The 15375-nt window shown below is 32.0% G+C and carries 14 protein-coding genes; 5 read left to right on the top strand and 9 right to left on the bottom strand.

The window, feature by feature from the left end; translation table 11 throughout:
* Window positions 1-2 precede the first annotated feature (2 nt).
* The 3 genes from B0M43_RS18060 (at window position 3) to B0M43_RS18070 (ending at window position 2626) form a co-directional block, all read left to right on the top strand.
* Window positions 3-1451, top strand: a complete 1449-nt coding sequence (locus B0M43_RS18060; protein WP_078007022.1) for a serine hydrolase domain-containing protein — start codon at window positions 3-5, stop codon at window positions 1449-1451.
* 84 nt (window positions 1452-1535) lie between these two features.
* On the top strand, window positions 1536-1676 hold the full coding sequence (locus tag B0M43_RS18065) for a hypothetical protein (protein ID WP_041518154.1): 141 nt from the start codon (window positions 1536-1538) through the stop codon (window positions 1674-1676).
* A gap of 104 nt (window positions 1677-1780) precedes the next feature.
* Window positions 1781-2626 (top strand): DMT family transporter, encoded by an 846-nt coding sequence (locus B0M43_RS18070; RefSeq protein ID WP_078007021.1) that lies wholly within the window; start codon window positions 1781-1783, stop codon window positions 2624-2626.
* 86 nt (window positions 2627-2712) lie between these two features.
* Here the strand turns inward: B0M43_RS18070 and B0M43_RS18075 are convergent, their stop codons facing one another.
* Window positions 2713-3267: a fasciclin domain-containing protein gene (locus tag B0M43_RS18075; RefSeq protein ID WP_078007020.1), complete on the bottom strand. Its 555-nt coding sequence runs from the start codon at window positions 3265-3267 to the stop codon at window positions 2713-2715.
* Between the two features lie 213 nt (window positions 3268-3480).
* On the opposite strand from B0M43_RS18075, the gene B0M43_RS18080 reads away from it, so the two are divergent.
* Window positions 3481-4008 carry a biopolymer transporter ExbD gene (locus B0M43_RS18080; RefSeq protein ID WP_078007019.1) on the top strand — a complete coding sequence of 176 codons (528 nt, stop codon included), beginning with the start codon at window positions 3481-3483 and terminating at the stop codon, window positions 4006-4008.
* A gap of 32 nt (window positions 4009-4040) precedes the next feature.
* Window positions 4041-4574, top strand: coding sequence for a biopolymer transporter ExbD (locus B0M43_RS18085; RefSeq protein ID WP_078007018.1), 534 nt, complete (start codon window positions 4041-4043; stop codon window positions 4572-4574).
* A 262-nt stretch (window positions 4575-4836) separates the two neighbouring features.
* On the opposite strand, the gene rpsA is transcribed toward B0M43_RS18085, so the two are convergent.
* The 8 genes from rpsA to lon all read right to left on the bottom strand — a co-directional run bounded on the left by rpsA (window position 4837) and on the right by lon (window position 15142).
* Window positions 4837-6615 carry a 30S ribosomal protein S1 gene (gene rpsA / locus B0M43_RS18090; RefSeq protein WP_056253708.1) on the bottom strand — a complete coding sequence of 593 codons (1779 nt, stop codon included), beginning with the start codon at window positions 6613-6615 and terminating at the stop codon, window positions 4837-4839.
* 359 nt (window positions 6616-6974) lie between these two features.
* Entirely contained in the window at window positions 6975-7538 is a 564-nt protein-coding gene (locus B0M43_RS18095; RefSeq protein ID WP_078007017.1) for a hypothetical protein, read from the bottom strand.
* 55 nt (window positions 7539-7593) lie between these two features.
* Window positions 7594-8313 carry a hypothetical protein gene (locus B0M43_RS18100; RefSeq protein ID WP_123921795.1) on the bottom strand — a complete coding sequence of 240 codons (720 nt, stop codon included), beginning with the start codon at window positions 8311-8313 and terminating at the stop codon, window positions 7594-7596.
* 95 nt (window positions 8314-8408) lie between these two features.
* Window positions 8409-9785: a nucleoside permease gene (locus B0M43_RS18105; RefSeq protein WP_078007015.1), complete on the bottom strand. Its 1377-nt coding sequence runs from the start codon at window positions 9783-9785 to the stop codon at window positions 8409-8411.
* Between the two features lie 69 nt (window positions 9786-9854).
* Complete coding sequence (cmk, locus tag B0M43_RS18110; RefSeq protein ID WP_078007577.1) at window positions 9855-10547, bottom strand: (d)CMP kinase; 693 nt, start codon at window positions 10545-10547, stop codon at window positions 9855-9857.
* Window positions 10548-10813: 266 nt separating this feature from the next.
* On the bottom strand, window positions 10814-11413 hold the full coding sequence (locus tag B0M43_RS18115) for a murein L,D-transpeptidase catalytic domain-containing protein (RefSeq protein WP_065449461.1): 600 nt from the start codon (window positions 11411-11413) through the stop codon (window positions 10814-10816).
* Between the two features lie 4 nt (window positions 11414-11417).
* Window positions 11418-12437, bottom strand: coding sequence for a type IX secretion system protein PorQ (porQ, locus tag B0M43_RS18120; protein ID WP_078007014.1), 1020 nt, complete (start codon window positions 12435-12437; stop codon window positions 11418-11420).
* 251 nt (window positions 12438-12688) lie between these two features.
* A complete protein-coding gene (gene lon, locus B0M43_RS18125) occupies window positions 12689-15142 on the bottom strand; it encodes an endopeptidase La (RefSeq protein WP_065449459.1) in 2454 nt (817 codons plus the stop codon).
* Between the last annotated feature and the right edge of the window lie 233 nt (window positions 15143-15375).

Here is a 15375-nt window from a genome sequence, read left to right on the forward strand (position 1 = left end):
ACATGAAAAACTCATTTTTTATTCTATCCCTCCTATTCGTTTTTAATTTAACGTTTGGTCAAAAAAGTGAAAATCAATTAACCGAGCAAAAAATTGACAAATACATTAAAGAAGTAATCGAAATAAATGAAATTCCGGGAGTTGCATTGGGCGTTGTAAAAAATGGTAAGGTTATATATGAGAAATATTTTGGAAAAGCTTCTTTCGAAGATAATAAAGCAGTGGATAAAAACACTGCTTTTAAACTTTTCTCGACAACAAAGCTTATTACGAATGTTGGCGTGTTTCAGCTTATCGAAAAAGGCAAACTATCACTGGAAGATCCTATTTCTAAATACCTGAACAATCTACCTAACGAATGGCAAACGATTCAAGTCAAAAATCTGTTGTCGCATTCTTCTGGTTTGCCTAATATTGTTATGTTCGAGGACATAAAGATTACAATGCCTTTTGATGAAAAATTGGCGATTTTATCTCAAAAACCAATGGAATTTACAACAGGGAAACAATACAGATATAATCAAACAAATTATCTGTTTCTAACCAAAATTATTGAGAAAATTACCGGTTTAAGTTTTGAAGATTACATTTTGCAAAATCAGTTTCCGGCAATAGAATCCGGAGTTTATTTTTCTTCGAATTTTGGAGAAAACAGGCCTAATAGTGCTTCCCGTTATAATTATAATAATGTAAGTAATAAATATATAAGAAGTACTTCAGACTTTGGTTATGATGCCCATTCTGCCAATGGTTTAAACATCACTTTGCAGGAGTTTCTGCGCTGGAATGAAAATCTGGATAAAAATGTTTATCTCAAAAAAGAAGCTAAGTATTCGATGTGGGAGCCTTTTAAATACACAAATAATACAGATCGTTTTGCTTACGGATGGGAAATTGTTCCTGTAAATAAAATTCTTTCTTACGGATTTACCGGAGGTAACGAAACTGCTTTTCGAAAATTCATTAATAATGATTTGACTATTATATTTTTATCTAATGGACATAAATACTCTAATTTATATGTTCAGAGTCAGGTTATTAATCATGTTGCATCACTTGTAGACAAAACGTTAACAGATGATTACTATCTTGCCGGCGAAAAAATAAACCAGGATTTTTTGAAACTGGAATTCGCAAAAGCAGAACAAAATTATTTAGCGGTAAAAAAAACTCATCCTGATTGGGATTTTGAATATCGTCTGAATATTATTGGTTATACCTTATTGGATCACGGAAGAGTAAAGGACGGAATAAGAGTTTTAGAATTGAATACAATAGAAAATCCAAAATCCGGAAATGCATTTGATAGTTTGGCTGATGGTTATTTTAGAAATAATCAGTTCGAAATTTCAAAAGAAAATTATAAAAAGTCACTGGAACTAAAACCTGATAATGCTAACGCAAAAGAAATGCTGGCGAAAATCGATAAGCTTCTGGAAAAGAAATCATAAACCTTATAATAACAGAAATCACTCAAAAAAGACTTTGCCCAACCGCAAGGTCTTTTTTTATATCTTTGCAAAAATTAAAATGCCATGTATAAAATTTTAGCCAAAATCAATAAAGTCCTTTTACCAAGTTTTACCAAACAAGGTTTAGACATTTCGAAAGCAAAAAAATGGCAAATGGCTATTATTGGTTATCGTGCCTTTGTTACGAAACGTGCTTTAGAATAATCAAAACATTCCTTTACAAACGGTTGAACCTAATTTTCAACAGTGCCCTCCTGAAATAGAAATGTCTTTTTTTAATACATTTCTTATTTCTTCAATTATTTCTAATGAAAAATAAAGATTTTAACATCCCTCCTATTTACGCCGTTCTTTTAGCGATCATAAGCGTACAATGCGGAGCAGCAATTGCTAAAAGTTTATTCCCCGCAATTGGAGCAGCCGGAACAGCCTCTATACGTATCGGCGTATCAGCTATAATTTTATTATTGGCTTATCGGCCAAATCTAAAAGCAATTACAACAAAGCAATGGAAAATAGTCATTCCTTATGGTTTGTGTTTAGGCGCTATGAATTTGGTTTTTTATTTGGCAATAGAAAGAATTTCTATAGGATTAGCTGTTACGATCGAATTTATAGGTCCTTTGTTGGTAGCTATAGTGGGTTCAAAGCGCTTGATTGATTATTGTTGGGTATTACTAGCGGCAATTGGTATCGCTTTAATCGCTCCATGGACAAATGCAGGTATCGATCTTTTAGGGGTTTTCTTTGCACTTTTGGCTGGTGCTTTATGGGCAACCTACATTGTTTTGGGAGGAAAGATTTCTCAAATCATGAATGGCGGCCAGGCAGTATCAACCGGAATGTTATTTGCCGCAATTTTAATCCTGCCTTTTGGTTTTTACGAAAACGGACTGGCACATCTTACGCCAAAACTTTTAAGTATGGGTGTGGCTTTGGCCCTTTTGTCAAGCGCAATTCCTTTTACACTTGAAATGAAAGCTTTAGGACAGCTTCCGCCGAGAACTTTTAGTATTTTAATGAGTCTGGAACCTGCAGCAGCTTCTATTTGTGCTTTTATATTCTTGCAGGAAAAACTTAATATTTATGAAATTATAGCGGTATTTTGCGTTGTTATTGCTTCGGCTGGATCGACATTAACGGCTAAAAAATAACTATCAAACTTATAATAATTAAAATTCCAAATTCCAATTTAAAAGTTGGAATTTGGAATTTTTAAATTTGGAGTTTTAAGCTAATATTACATTTTAGGTAACAAAACTGTATCTACCACATGAATTACACCATTAGATTGATTTACATCTGCAATTGTAACTTTAGATTTGTTTCCGCTTTCGTCACTAATGTATAAATCTTTTCCTTGCATCCAGGCAGTAAGAGTTCCGCCACTAACTGTTTTAAGAGTCGCTTTTCCTTTTCCTGCTTTTATTGCTTTAGCAATATCAGAAGCATTCATTTTTCCAGCAACAACATGATAGGTCAAGATCGTTTGCAACATTTTTTTGTTTTCTGGTTTCAATAATGTTGCAACAGTTCCTGCTGGTAATTTGTCAAACGCAGCATTTGTTGGGGCAAAAACGGTGAATGGTCCTTTACTTTGTAATGTTTCTACTAAATCAGCAGCTTTTACAGCAGCTACAAGTGTAGTGTGATCTTTTGAGTTAACTGCATTTTCTACAATATTTTTATTTGGGTACATTGCAGCTCCACCAACCATTACAGTTTTTTGCGCAAATGATGTAAATCCAAATCCTAATGCTAAGATGGCTACGGCTAAAAATTTTCTAGTTTTCATGATTAAATATTTTTAAGTTATAAGCTCATTTACGGGGTAATATTTGTTTTGGTTTTATTAAATCCTTAAAAAAGTTTAAAAAACATTGAAATATCTTCAAATTACGCTGTAAAACAAGCTTTTAATCCCAAAAATTATTTTCTACTATTTTTAATTTCAGATTAACTTGTATGTTAATTTTATTGTTAACTTTAGTAAATAAATTTATCTTTTATGGAAAATCTACCTAAAAAAATCAGAAGCAAAAAGTTAAGTACAAGAGTCGATTTAACCGCTATGGTAAGTATTTCTTTTTTATTAATTATCTTTTTTATGGTAACCATCGAGTTGTCTAAACCAAAAGTTGTTGATTTAAGTTTGCCAGATAACGATTGGACATGCGGTAGATGGATCAGTTGTGGTGGTGGCGAAAGAACTGTTGTTTTATTATTAGGAAGTAATAATAAATTAATATCCTATATGGGTTTTATAGAAAATCCGATGGCTCCTGTCAAAGAAATTAGTTATGGTAAAGATGGTATTAGAAAAGAACTTTTATCACGAAATAAAAATATGCTTGAATATTCAGCCAAACTGGGAAAACCAGGAAGAGGAATTACTGTTATTATTAAGCCAAGCAAAGAATCTAATTATAAAAATTTAGTCGATATTCTGGACGAAATGGCAATTGCCAAAATTGATACTTATGCAATTGTAAATGATTTTACGCCAGAAGAATCAAACTTATTAGCGGCAAAATAAAGTTCTAATTAATCCAATTAATTTCATCTGTCATGCAAAACCTACCTAAAAAAGTAAGAAGTAAAAAGTTAAGTACAAGAGTTGATCTAACCGCAATGGTGAGTGTTTCTTTCTTGTTGATTATCTTTTTTATGGTTACCATTGAGCTGGCTAAACCAAAAGTTTTAGAATATGGAATGTATCGGGATTGTGATGATTGCGGTGAGTATTTTGGTTCTCGCCACATAGATGAAAATCGCATATTGACAATATTACTAGACGAAAATGACGAAATAGTAACTTATTCAGGACTAATAAATTTCCCCATTGAAACCCCTAAAAAAGTCAATTATAATAAAAATGGCATTCGAAAAGAATTAATTAGAAAAAGTCAAATTGTACTTGAATATTCTAAAAACTTAGGGAAACCTAAAAATGGATTAATTGTAATTATTAAACCAACCCAAAAGTCTAATTATGGAAATCTAGTTAATATTTTAGATGAAATGAAGATACTAAATATTCAGAATTACAGCATCCTAAACGAATTTACTTCTGAAGAGGAAAAATTATTAGCCTCAAGATAAATATTTTTAAAACGATTGCCCTAGTCCAGATAGAAAGGAAAATCCTTTTGTGTCCTCCGCGGCGGACATAAAAGATTGGAATGATAGCAGGAAATAGCTCCTAAAGAAGAACTTTAAATTATTAAATTCCAAATTCCAATAGAAACGCGCTTCGACTTCGCTCAGCGTGATAAATTGAAACAAAGAAAACTTGAAACAAAAAATTGCATAAAAAAAGTCCCACATTGCTGTGGGACTTTCTATATTTAGAAAAACTTAAGAATTATTTTTTCTCAGTTTTTTCCATTTTAGCTTTCAATGCAGCTAATACATCATTGTTATCTCCTAAAGTTGCAGCTGGTGCATTTGTAGAAGAGTTAGATGAAGTATTTTCAGTTGCAGCTTTCACGTTTTTCTCTTCTTCTTCACGGAAGATAGCAGTGTGAGAAGCAACTACTCTTTTGAATTCTTTGTTGAATTCGATTACTTTGAAATCAGCAGTATCACCTTTTTTCAATTTCTTTCCGTCTTCTTTTTCAAGGTGACGAGTAGGAATGAAAGCAACGATATCATCTCCGAATTCTACAGTAGCTCCTTTGTCAACGATTTCAGAAATTTCACCATTGTGGATAGTTCCTACAGCAAAAGAATCTTCGTATTGATCCCAAGGATTAGCAGTAGTTTGTTTGTGACCTAACGATAATTTACGTCCTTCAACATCTAATTCTAATACAACTACATCAAGTTTCTCACCAACATTTACAAATTCAGATGGGTGTTTGATTTTTTTAGTCCAAGATAAGTCAGAGATGTAAATTAATCCATCAATTCCTTCTTCTAATTCTACGAAAATACCAAAGTTTGTAAAGTTTCTAACGATACCTGTATGTTTAGAACCTACTGGGTATTTAGAAGTAATGTCAGTCCATGGATCTTGAGTCAATTGTTTGATACCTAATGACATTTTACGGTCATCTCTATCTAAAGTTAAGATAACAGCCTCAACAACATCTCCAACTTTTACGAAATCCTGAGCAGAACGTAAATGAGTTGACCATGACATTTCAGAAACGTGGATTAAACCTTCAACACCTTCAGCAACTTCGATAAATGCACCGTAATCAGCGATTACAACTACTTTACCTTTTACTTTATCACCAATAGTTAAATTAGCATCTAAAGCATCCCATGGGTGAGCGTTTAATTGTTTCAATCCTAATTGAATTCTTGTTTTCTCATCATCGAAATCAAGGATTACAACGTTTAATTTTTGGTCTAATTCAAGAACTTCACTTGGGTGGTTGATTCTACTCCAAGAAAGGTCAGTAATGTGAATTAATCCATCAACACCACCTAAGTCAATGAACACACCATAAGAAGTAATGTTTTTAACAACACCTTCTAATACTTGTCCTTTTTGTAATTGACCGATGATTTCTTTTTTCTGTACTTCGATATCAGCTTCGATAAGCGCTTTATGAGATACAACAACGTTTTTGAATTCGTGGTTAATTTTTACCACTTTGAATTCCATCATTTTGTTTACATATACATCGTAGTCTCTAATTGGCTTAACGTCAATTTGAGAACCAGGTAAGAAAGCTTCAATTCCGAAAACGTCAACGATCATACCACCTTTAGTTCTGCATTTTACAAAACCATTAACGATTTCTCCTGTTTCGTTTGCAGAAATAACTCTATCCCATGATTTAATAGTACGTGCTTTTCTGTGAGATAATACTAATTGACCTGTTTTGTCCTCACGGATGTCGATTAATACTTCTACTTTGTCACCAACTTTTAAGTTCGGGTTGTAACGGAATTCGTTTAAAGAAATAACACCTTCCGATTTTGCGTTGATATCAACGATAACGTCTCTATCTGTAATTCTAACAACTACACCTTCAACTACTTCTTCTTGATCTGTAGCGATGAAAGTTTTTGATACTAAGTCTTCGAATTCTTGTAAGTTTTTCTCATCTACTGCATCGATACCTTCTTCGAAGTTATGCCAGTTAAAATTTGCTAAAAACTCTTCTTGTGATTTTAATTGTTCAGACATGCTGATAAAAAATTTGTATTCTGCTTTTCTTGAGTTTCACAAAGCGATAGAAAAAACAGAAGTTGTTTTACATAAATAGTTGATACCTAAAGGAAACTCTTCTCTGCCAAAAGGTTTGCAAAATTAATACATTTATTTGTAATAGCAAAACATTTCTAAATGATTATCAGTGTATTGTTCAGAAGCAGCAAATTTAAGGATTTTCAAGACCTCAAGTCCCGCTTTCACTCCTATCTTTTATGGTGAACCCCACCATAAAAGGATATCCACTCTATCGGGGCTATATTTGAGGTGTTGTTTTTTATAAGATCTTATTACTAACAAATCCGACAGGTTTTTAAAATCTGTCGGGTTTACTATCAGCAACTATCTTCGTTAAAATTTAAACTGTTTTTCACTCTAGCTTCAAACTTTGCTTTCACAAAAGAGATTATTTCTTCAAAGTTTTCTGAACCAACTTCAATTTCACCTAAAATTAAAGGTTCGTAATCTCTAGTTATCAGTATCAAATTATTCTCTTTGACAATATAGTGTATAAATTCTGACCATTCAATAAGATTAAAATGATCGCCAGAAGTTGCTATTAATGCATTTTCGGTAAATTCTAAATTCATATATTTCATATAATGAAAATCATTAATTTCTCTTACTTTAACATCTTCCATTCTTTTATAAAAAGATCTTATTTTGAAATAATAATAAATAAAAGGCATAAGATTAGATAGTCCGAAAAACACAAAAACGTAACCAATTCCAAATATATTAGGTCGACTATAAATCATAGCAATCCCAATAATAGTTAACAATATACCAAAATATTGCGAATTTTTATAATAAGCTATTTTGTCTTTCCAAGCCAAATCAGACAATAAATCCATTTGTTTATTATAAATATCTTTATCAAAATACAATTCAAACTTCATCTTTATTGTTCTTTTTAATTCAAAATTACTTGTATAATTATTATAAGAATTAAACTCATTCTACAAAATAATAAATAAGCCCTAAAACTAAAACACAAAACAAAACAGCCAAAATTCTAATTAAATTTCTTTGGCGATAGTCAATATTATAAGTTTTAGGATCAATATAATGATTCGAGAAAACAATAGGATCTACCGTAATATCGGGTCTATAATGGGCAACTCCCAGTAAAAAAGTTCTAATTAACTCTAAACGGTTCGCATAAAACATTACAAAAAAATGCCTTCCTAAAAAAGCATCATTATGAATTGTTATCTTATTATCAATCAAAACCGGCCAATAAAACTGATCGTAAAAAGATTTAAAAGGCGTTGTCGATATAACATCATATTTAGTAGATTCGAAAACATCCTCCGGTTTTTCTCTTTTAGCAAAACTACTCCAGGGCAAATCCTTAATAACTCTTTTATTAAATGTGTTTAAATATCTAATTCCTCTTTCATCGATTATAGTTGTGGTAGACATTTTTTTTCTTGAATAAATCAGTATTGCAACTATACCGGATAATGCAATTAGAAATATAAAAAACAGAATTACTGTTGCTATTACATTCAATCCAAGATCTTCAGGAGAACTCATGATAACATATAGTAATCCTATAAGAAAGAACAATACAAAAAACACCCAAAATATGCCAAAGATAAAATTCAAAAACAATCTTGGTTTTGAACTAACAGCCTTAAAAGTTGGAATTGAATTGTGTTTATTTTGCATATTATACTATTGACATATAAAATCAAATATACATATAAAATAAAAATCCCGTTTTCAATACAATCGAAAACGGGATTTTAAATATATAATGTATATTAATGACTCAAACTCTCTATTTCTTTTGGATCATGTTTATGTTTGAATAAAATAGCAAAAGCAATCGCAATGACCAAAGCATAAGCTGCAAACGACAACCAGATCGTATGCCAGTCTTTCATTAAAATAGGATTTGAAAATATTCCATCAGTTGAAATTGAATTCCCCTGGCCTTTTACAAAATCCAACATTTTAGAATTTGTACTATCTGTTTCTAAAAATCCGGCTAATTCTGTAGTATTACTAAATGACTTTGTGAAGAAGCGATCAATTGCCCAACCTGAAGTCAAACTTCCTAAAACCGCTCCTACTCCATTGGTCATCATCATAAACAATCCTTGAGCTGATGAACGTATTTTAGAATCTGTATTGCTTTCTACGAATAACGAACCTGAAATATTAAAGAAATCAAATGCCATTCCGTAAACAATACAAGACATAATGATCATCCATAAACCGCCTACAGGATCTCCAAAAGCAAATAATCCGAAACGTAATACCCAAGCCAACATACTAATCAACATTACCTGTTTGATTCCAAAACGTCTTAAGAAAAACGGAATCGCCAAAATAAATAAAGTTTCAGATACCTGAGAGATCGACATAATAATAGTCGAATATTTAATTACGAAAGAATCAGCGTATTTAGGAAAATGTTTGAATTCATCCAAAAATACATCTCCGTAAGCATTTGTTAATTGTAATGCACCTCCTAAAAACATAGAAAACACAAAAAACAATGCCATTTTATAATTTCCAAAAAGCTTAAAAGCCTCTAAACCTAAAGTTTCAACTAATGTAGCATCTTCTTTAGTTAAACGTTGTGGTTTACATTTAGGCAAAGTAAATGCGTAAATACCCAAAATTAATGCACCAACTCCGGCAATATAAAACTGATATTCAGTGGCTTTACTTCCACTTAAATTAGTAATCCACATGGCAGCAATAAAACCAATAGTTCCCCAAACACGAATGGGTGGAAAATCTTTTACTATATTTTTATTATTTAATTTTAGCGAAGTATATGATATCGAATTACTTAACGCAATTGTTGGCATATAACAGCACATTGCAGCAAACATTACATATATAAAATTATCCGGTGTAGTTACTTGTGCAATACCAAATAAAACTACAGCATAAAATATATGCAGTAATCCGTACAATTTTTCAGCATTTACCCATCTGTCTGCAATGATTCCGGTAAGTGTGGGCATAAATAAAGAAGCAATTCCCATGGTTCCGAAGACAAGACCAAATTGGGTTCCTTCCCAATTTTTAGTTCCAAACCAATAATTTCCAATTGTTATAAGCCAGGCTCCCCAAACAAAAAATTGAAGAAAGCTCATTATAATCAACCTGTTTTTAATTCCCATATGATGAAATTGTCTTTTTAGTAAAAATGAAGTGGTAAAACTACCATTAAAAATAATATCTACAAAAAATTAAATGGTTTTAACAACATCATTTACCAATTCTAATACAGCGGCAAATTGTTCCTCTTTATTTAAGTAAGAATTATCTATTTCTATAGCGTCGTCGGCAATAATCAAAGGAGAATCTTCGCGATGTGTGTCAATATAATCTCTTTCCATTACATTTTTTAAAACATCTTCATAAGAAACATTATCCCCTTTTTGCTGTAATTCATCAAAACGTCTCTGCGCGCGGGTTTCTGCACTGGCAGTCATGAAAATTTTAAGTTCGGCACTCGGAAAAACAACCGTACCAATATCTCTACCATCCATAACTATCGCTTTATTAGTTCCCATTTCCTGTTGCTGTTCTACCAATTTAGAACGCACTTCAGAAACTTCTGCTACTTTGCTCACAAAATTAGAAACTTCTATGGTTCTAATTGGTTTTTCAACATTTTCTCCGTTTAAATACATTTCAGCAAAACCCAAATCAGCATTAAATCTAAACTCTAACTGAATTTTAGGCAAAGCTTCAATCAAAGCCTTTTTATCAAATAAATCAGCTCCAATAAACTTATTTTGCATTGCAAAATAAGCAACTGCACGATACATCGCTCCGGTATCTACATAAACATATTCCAGCTCTTTTGCCAATTGTTTTGCTAAAGTACTTTTTCCTGTTGATGAGAACCCATCAATTGCAATGGTAATTTTTTTCAATTTTTTTATTTTAATTAAATTTATTTTATGCTTTTGCTGTACCAATTCAATCTTTCTCAGCACACTATTTCATTGTACATTCAAAACATTCTGCGAATATAAAACACTATTGAATAGAAGTGAAAATAAAAATATAGTATTTCATTAAATTTTAATAGAGAGAAGATTTAAAACAAGCGCAAAAAAAATTATCAGTAAATAAATATTTACTGATAATAATATTATTCAACGTAAGTTTGTTTTTTATTTGTTGCCAGACTTAGTTTTTAATAGTAAACATCCAAAATAATCTTCGACTTTGAGTTGTCGATTATCTTTTCAATTCTTTTAAAAAATTGTTCGTTTACCATTGGGCATCCATGACTATTGCTAATATAATAATCTTGTTCTTCATAAGGAACTGCTGAGTAATAATGCAAAACGATAGCTCTCTTTAAAGCATTATTGTTTGTTTCGTCCAGACCATTTAGTTTATAAGACTTTCCAAATCCTCCCTTATAGCAATTTTCTATAGAATATCTTCCTAATGCAGTGCAGTTTGAATTTGGTGTATTGCTAAATCTTAAGCTTCCTTTTATTCCGGTTTCGGATCCTGAACCGTGAGCTACCAAACCCTGATCTAAAATTTTATTATTGACAAGATCATAAACAAAAAAGCGATTTTTGCCTGAGGGTATTCTCATATCAACAAAAAAAGCAATTTTAGTATTGTATTTAGGATCAATACTGATCATGTTTTTTATTTCACCTATTCTGGTATTCATTCTCTCTACTTCCAGAGTAGACATAACTTCTTTTTTATAGTAGTGCTTTGTACCCGTAAAAAACCCTACAGTCATGAACAAAAACAAACTGAATATTTTCATATAATTATTGAAAATTTAAAATTAGACCAAAAAGACTTGTATTAGCTGCCAATGTATATCTTGAATACGAATAATTAAACTTTAACTTATTCATTTTTAAACCAAACCCTAATGAAACTCCTGAAAAATTACGTTGTTCATCAATTCTTAATTCTTCTCCTCTTCTAAAATTATACCCTAAACGAAAATTAAATGCTTTTTTAGGAAAAAGTTCCAGTCCAAAAACAACATGTCGCAAAGCATTATTTACAAACGAAATTTTCTCGTTACTTGTTGACCCATCAATATTGGTTTCGCCACGAACGGGATTCGAAAAAGAAATATTCCATTGTTGCAAATTCTCTAACGTAAGATGCCAACGAATAGGAACATGTTCTAATTCTTGCGAAACACCAACAATGATTTCAAAGGGCAAATTCTCCTGTATTCCTGAATATGTTGTGAACTGTGTTCCAATGTTTCGAAATACCAGGGCCAAATTTACATTATTTTTTTGAATTTCATACATAATTCCCACATCAATTGCACCACCAATAGAATTATAACTTTCTAAAGTAGAAGTTATTAGCTTTGCATTAGCTCCAATATGCAGGTCGGTAAAAGGAATATTATAAGCATAACCCAACGAAAGAGCGCCTTCACTCCCCGTAAAATCTGAGGTTGCCTGACCATTTTCGTCGTAACCTTCAAATGAACCATAGTTTACATAACTTATTCCGGCGTAAAAAGTTTGCACATGTCGATCATAAGTATAAGCATACGAAGCAGTTCCATAAGAGGCTTCTCCGTAGTAATTACCGTAATTCATTGCAAGGTGATTGTCCATATCTTCGTTTAAAGCTGCTGGATTAGACATCGCCTGATTGACATCTTCATCATAAATCGTTATATTTTTTCCGCCTAACGCTGCCTGCCTTGGTGAAGTCGTTAAGTTAAGAAACTGATAAGTGTAACGCCCTCCTATTTGTCCGAATGAAACGGAACAAATTAACATAAATAAAAGTAAAACAAATCGTTTCAACATTCTTTTGGGGCGAATCCTATATGGGAATAACGCAACTGCGAAGATAAAATTATATAACTTATAAAAAATAAATAAATTTATTTTACAAGAAAAAAAAATCCTAAATGCCAAATTAGAGGGAAATTCCAATAAAAAATTTCCAAATTCCAATTGTAAGTGGAAATAAATTAAATAAAAAATCCAAATTCCAAAACTGTGTTAATCAGATTGGAATTTGGATTTTTAAAATATTGAAATTTACAATTGAAAATTTATTTCAATTGTTTTGCATTTTTAACATTTTGATCAGTCAAAGCCAAAGCAAGAACTTCGCTCATTTCTTTTACATAATGAAAAGTCAGACCTTCTAAATATTCAGCTTTTATTTCATCTATATCACTTTTGTTTTCATAGCATAAGATAATCTCCTTAATATTAGCTCTTTTTGCTGCTAAGATTTTTTCTTTAATTCCGCCAACTGGCAAAACTTTTCCACGAAGCGTAATTTCACCTGTCATGGCCAAACTTTTCTTAACTTTCTTTTGTGTTAGTAGAGAAACCAAAGAGGTTAACATTGCAATACCCGCACTAGGCCCATCTTTAGGTGTTGCACCTTCAGGAACGTGTAAGTGAATATTATATTTTTGAAATAATGCCACATCCAAACCTAATTTCTTAGCGTTTGCTTTAATATATTCTAAAGCAATTGTAGCTGATTCTTTCATTACTGTACCTAAATTTCCTGTAATGGTCAATGAACCTTTACCTTCGGAAATTAAGGATTCTATAAACAAAATATCTCCACCAACACTTGTCCAGGCTAATCCTGTAACAACTCCTGCAATATCATTGTTTTCGTATTTATCACGCTCTAATCTTGGTACGCCCAAAACTTTTACGATATCATCATCCGTTACTTTTTTATTGTACTCCTCTTCCATCGCAACTGATTTTGCAGCATTACGAATTACCTGAGCAATTTTAGTTTCTAAGTTACGAACACCAGATTCACGTGTATAACCTTCTACGATTTTCTCTAATTGTTTTTTACCAATCGTTAAATCTTTAGCTGTTAATCCGTGTGCTTCTAACTGTTTAGGAAAAAGGTGTCTTTTTGCAATTTCTACTTTTTCTTCAATAGTATAACCTGACATTTTGATGACTTCCATTCTATCACGCAAAGCGGGCTGAATAGTCGACATATTGTTTGATGTAGCGATAAACATCACTTTAGACAAATCATATCCCATTTCAAGGAAATTATCATAAAAAGCATTGTTTTGCTCCGGATCCAATACTTCTAATAAAGCTGAAGAAGGATCTCCGCTATTTCCGCTTGAAAGCTTATCGATCTCATCTAAAATAAAAACTGGATTTGATGTTCCGGCTTTCTTTAAACTTTGAATGATTCGGCCTGGCATTGCGCCAATGTATGTTTTTCTGTGTCCGCGAATCTCTGCTTCGTCACGTAAACCACCTAACGAAATACGCACATATTCACGGCCTAAAGCTTCTGCAACTGAGCGGCCAATAGATGTTTTACCAACTCCCGGAGGTCCTGTTAAACATATAATTGGTGACTTCATATCGTTACGAAGTTTTAGTACAGCAAGGTGTTCAATCATTCTTTTCTTAACTTCTTCAAGTCCAAAATGATCTTTATCTAATATTTTCTGAGCATGTTTCAAATCGAATTTATCTTTAGAATATTCGCCCCAAGGCAATTCTAAAAATAACTCTAAATAATTACGCTGGATTCCAAAATCAGGTGATTGAGGATTCATTCTACGCATTTTAGATAATTCTTTTTCGAAATGTTTTTGCGTTTTTTCGTCCCATTTTTTGGTTTTCGCTTTGAGTCCCATTTCGTCCATTTCTTCTTCCTGCGAAACGCCGCCCAATTCTTCCTGAATGGTTTTCATTTGCTGATGAAGAAAATATTCACGTTGTTGCTGATCTAAATCAAAACGAACTTTTGACTGAATGTCATTTTTCAATTCTAATTTCTGAAGCTCAACGTTCATATAACGTAAGGTTTCAAGCGCCCTGTCTTTTAATCCGTTTATCGATAGTAAACCTTGTTTTTCTTTTACCGATAAATTCATATTCGAAGAAACGAAATTGATTAAAAACGATTGGCTTTCAATGTTTTTAATTGCAAAAGTAGCTTCTGAAGGAATGTTTGGACTTTCTTTTATAATCTGAATAGCCAATTCTTTTACAGAATCTAAAATAGCTGTAAATTCAGTATCGTTTTCTTCAGGACGTTCTTCTGACACTTCTTTAATTGTGGCAGTTATATAAGGATCCTCTGAAGTAACCTCGTCTATTTCAAAACGTTTTTTTCCTTGCAAAATAACGGTAACATTTCCGTCAGGCATTTTTAAAACACGTAAAATTCTTGCTACGGTTCCTATTTTATGAATATCATCTTTTGATGGATCTTCGTCTTCTTCATTAATTTGAGAAACTACTCCAATGATTTTTCCGCCGGCATTAGCATCGTTTATTAATTTAATCGATTTGTCTCTCCCTGCAGAAATAGGAATAACAACTCCCGGAAATAAAACAGTATTACGTAAAGGTAAAATAGGCAATGAAAGAGGAAGCTCTTCATTGTTCATTTCCTCTTCGTCTTCTGGAGTTAATAATGGAATTAATTCTGCTTCTGAGTCAAATTCCTGAAGTGACAGATTGTCAATGGTGAGTATTTTATGGTTTGACATAATAATATATAAGTCGTTTTGTCATTAAAATTTTAGTACTAACTGCAAATGTAGTCTTAGATAGTTTAATTTGTAATAAAAACATTCTAAGCTCTTCATTTACAACACAGATCATTAAAATAGACAATCACTATGCCAAAATGAGCTATGATAGATCTATTTTAAGGTAGCCAATCTAGTAAAATCAAATTGTACTACCAAAAAAAAATCCACACAAAGGTGGATTTAATGTA

The organism is Flavobacterium sp. KBS0721 (genome assembly GCF_002007065.3).
Taxonomy (GTDB): domain Bacteria; phylum Bacteroidota; class Bacteroidia; order Flavobacteriales; family Flavobacteriaceae; genus Flavobacterium; species Flavobacterium piscis.

Coding starts and splice junctions, on each gene's coding strand:
- B0M43_RS18060 (WP_078007022.1), top strand. CDS start 3: ATGAAAAACTCATTTTTTATTCTATCCCTCCTATTCGTTTTTAATTTA.
- B0M43_RS18065 (WP_041518154.1), top strand. CDS start 1,536: ATGTATAAAATTTTAGCCAAAATCAATAAAGTCCTTTTACCAAGTTTT.
- B0M43_RS18070 (WP_078007021.1), top strand. CDS start 1,781: ATGAAAAATAAAGATTTTAACATCCCTCCTATTTACGCCGTTCTTTTA.
- B0M43_RS18075 (WP_078007020.1), bottom strand. CDS start 3,267: ATGAAAACTAGAAAATTTTTAGCCGTAGCCATCTTAGCATTAGGATTT.
- B0M43_RS18080 (WP_078007019.1), top strand. CDS start 3,481: ATGGAAAATCTACCTAAAAAAATCAGAAGCAAAAAGTTAAGTACAAGA.
- B0M43_RS18085 (WP_078007018.1), top strand. CDS start 4,041: ATGCAAAACCTACCTAAAAAAGTAAGAAGTAAAAAGTTAAGTACAAGA.
- rpsA (WP_056253708.1), bottom strand. CDS start 6,615: ATGTCTGAACAATTAAAATCACAAGAAGAGTTTTTAGCAAATTTTAAC.
- B0M43_RS18095 (WP_078007017.1), bottom strand. CDS start 7,538: ATGAAGTTTGAATTGTATTTTGATAAAGATATTTATAATAAACAAATG.
- B0M43_RS18100 (WP_123921795.1), bottom strand. CDS start 8,313: ATGCAAAATAAACACAATTCAATTCCAACTTTTAAGGCTGTTAGTTCA.
- B0M43_RS18105 (WP_078007015.1), bottom strand. CDS start 9,785: ATGGGAATTAAAAACAGGTTGATTATAATGAGCTTTCTTCAATTTTTT.
- B0M43_RS18115 (WP_065449461.1), bottom strand. CDS start 11,413: ATGAAAATATTCAGTTTGTTTTTGTTCATGACTGTAGGGTTTTTTACG.
- porQ (WP_078007014.1), bottom strand. CDS start 12,437: ATGTTGAAACGATTTGTTTTACTTTTATTTATGTTAATTTGTTCCGTT.
- lon (WP_065449459.1), bottom strand. CDS start 15,142: ATGTCAAACCATAAAATACTCACCATTGACAATCTGTCACTTCAGGAA.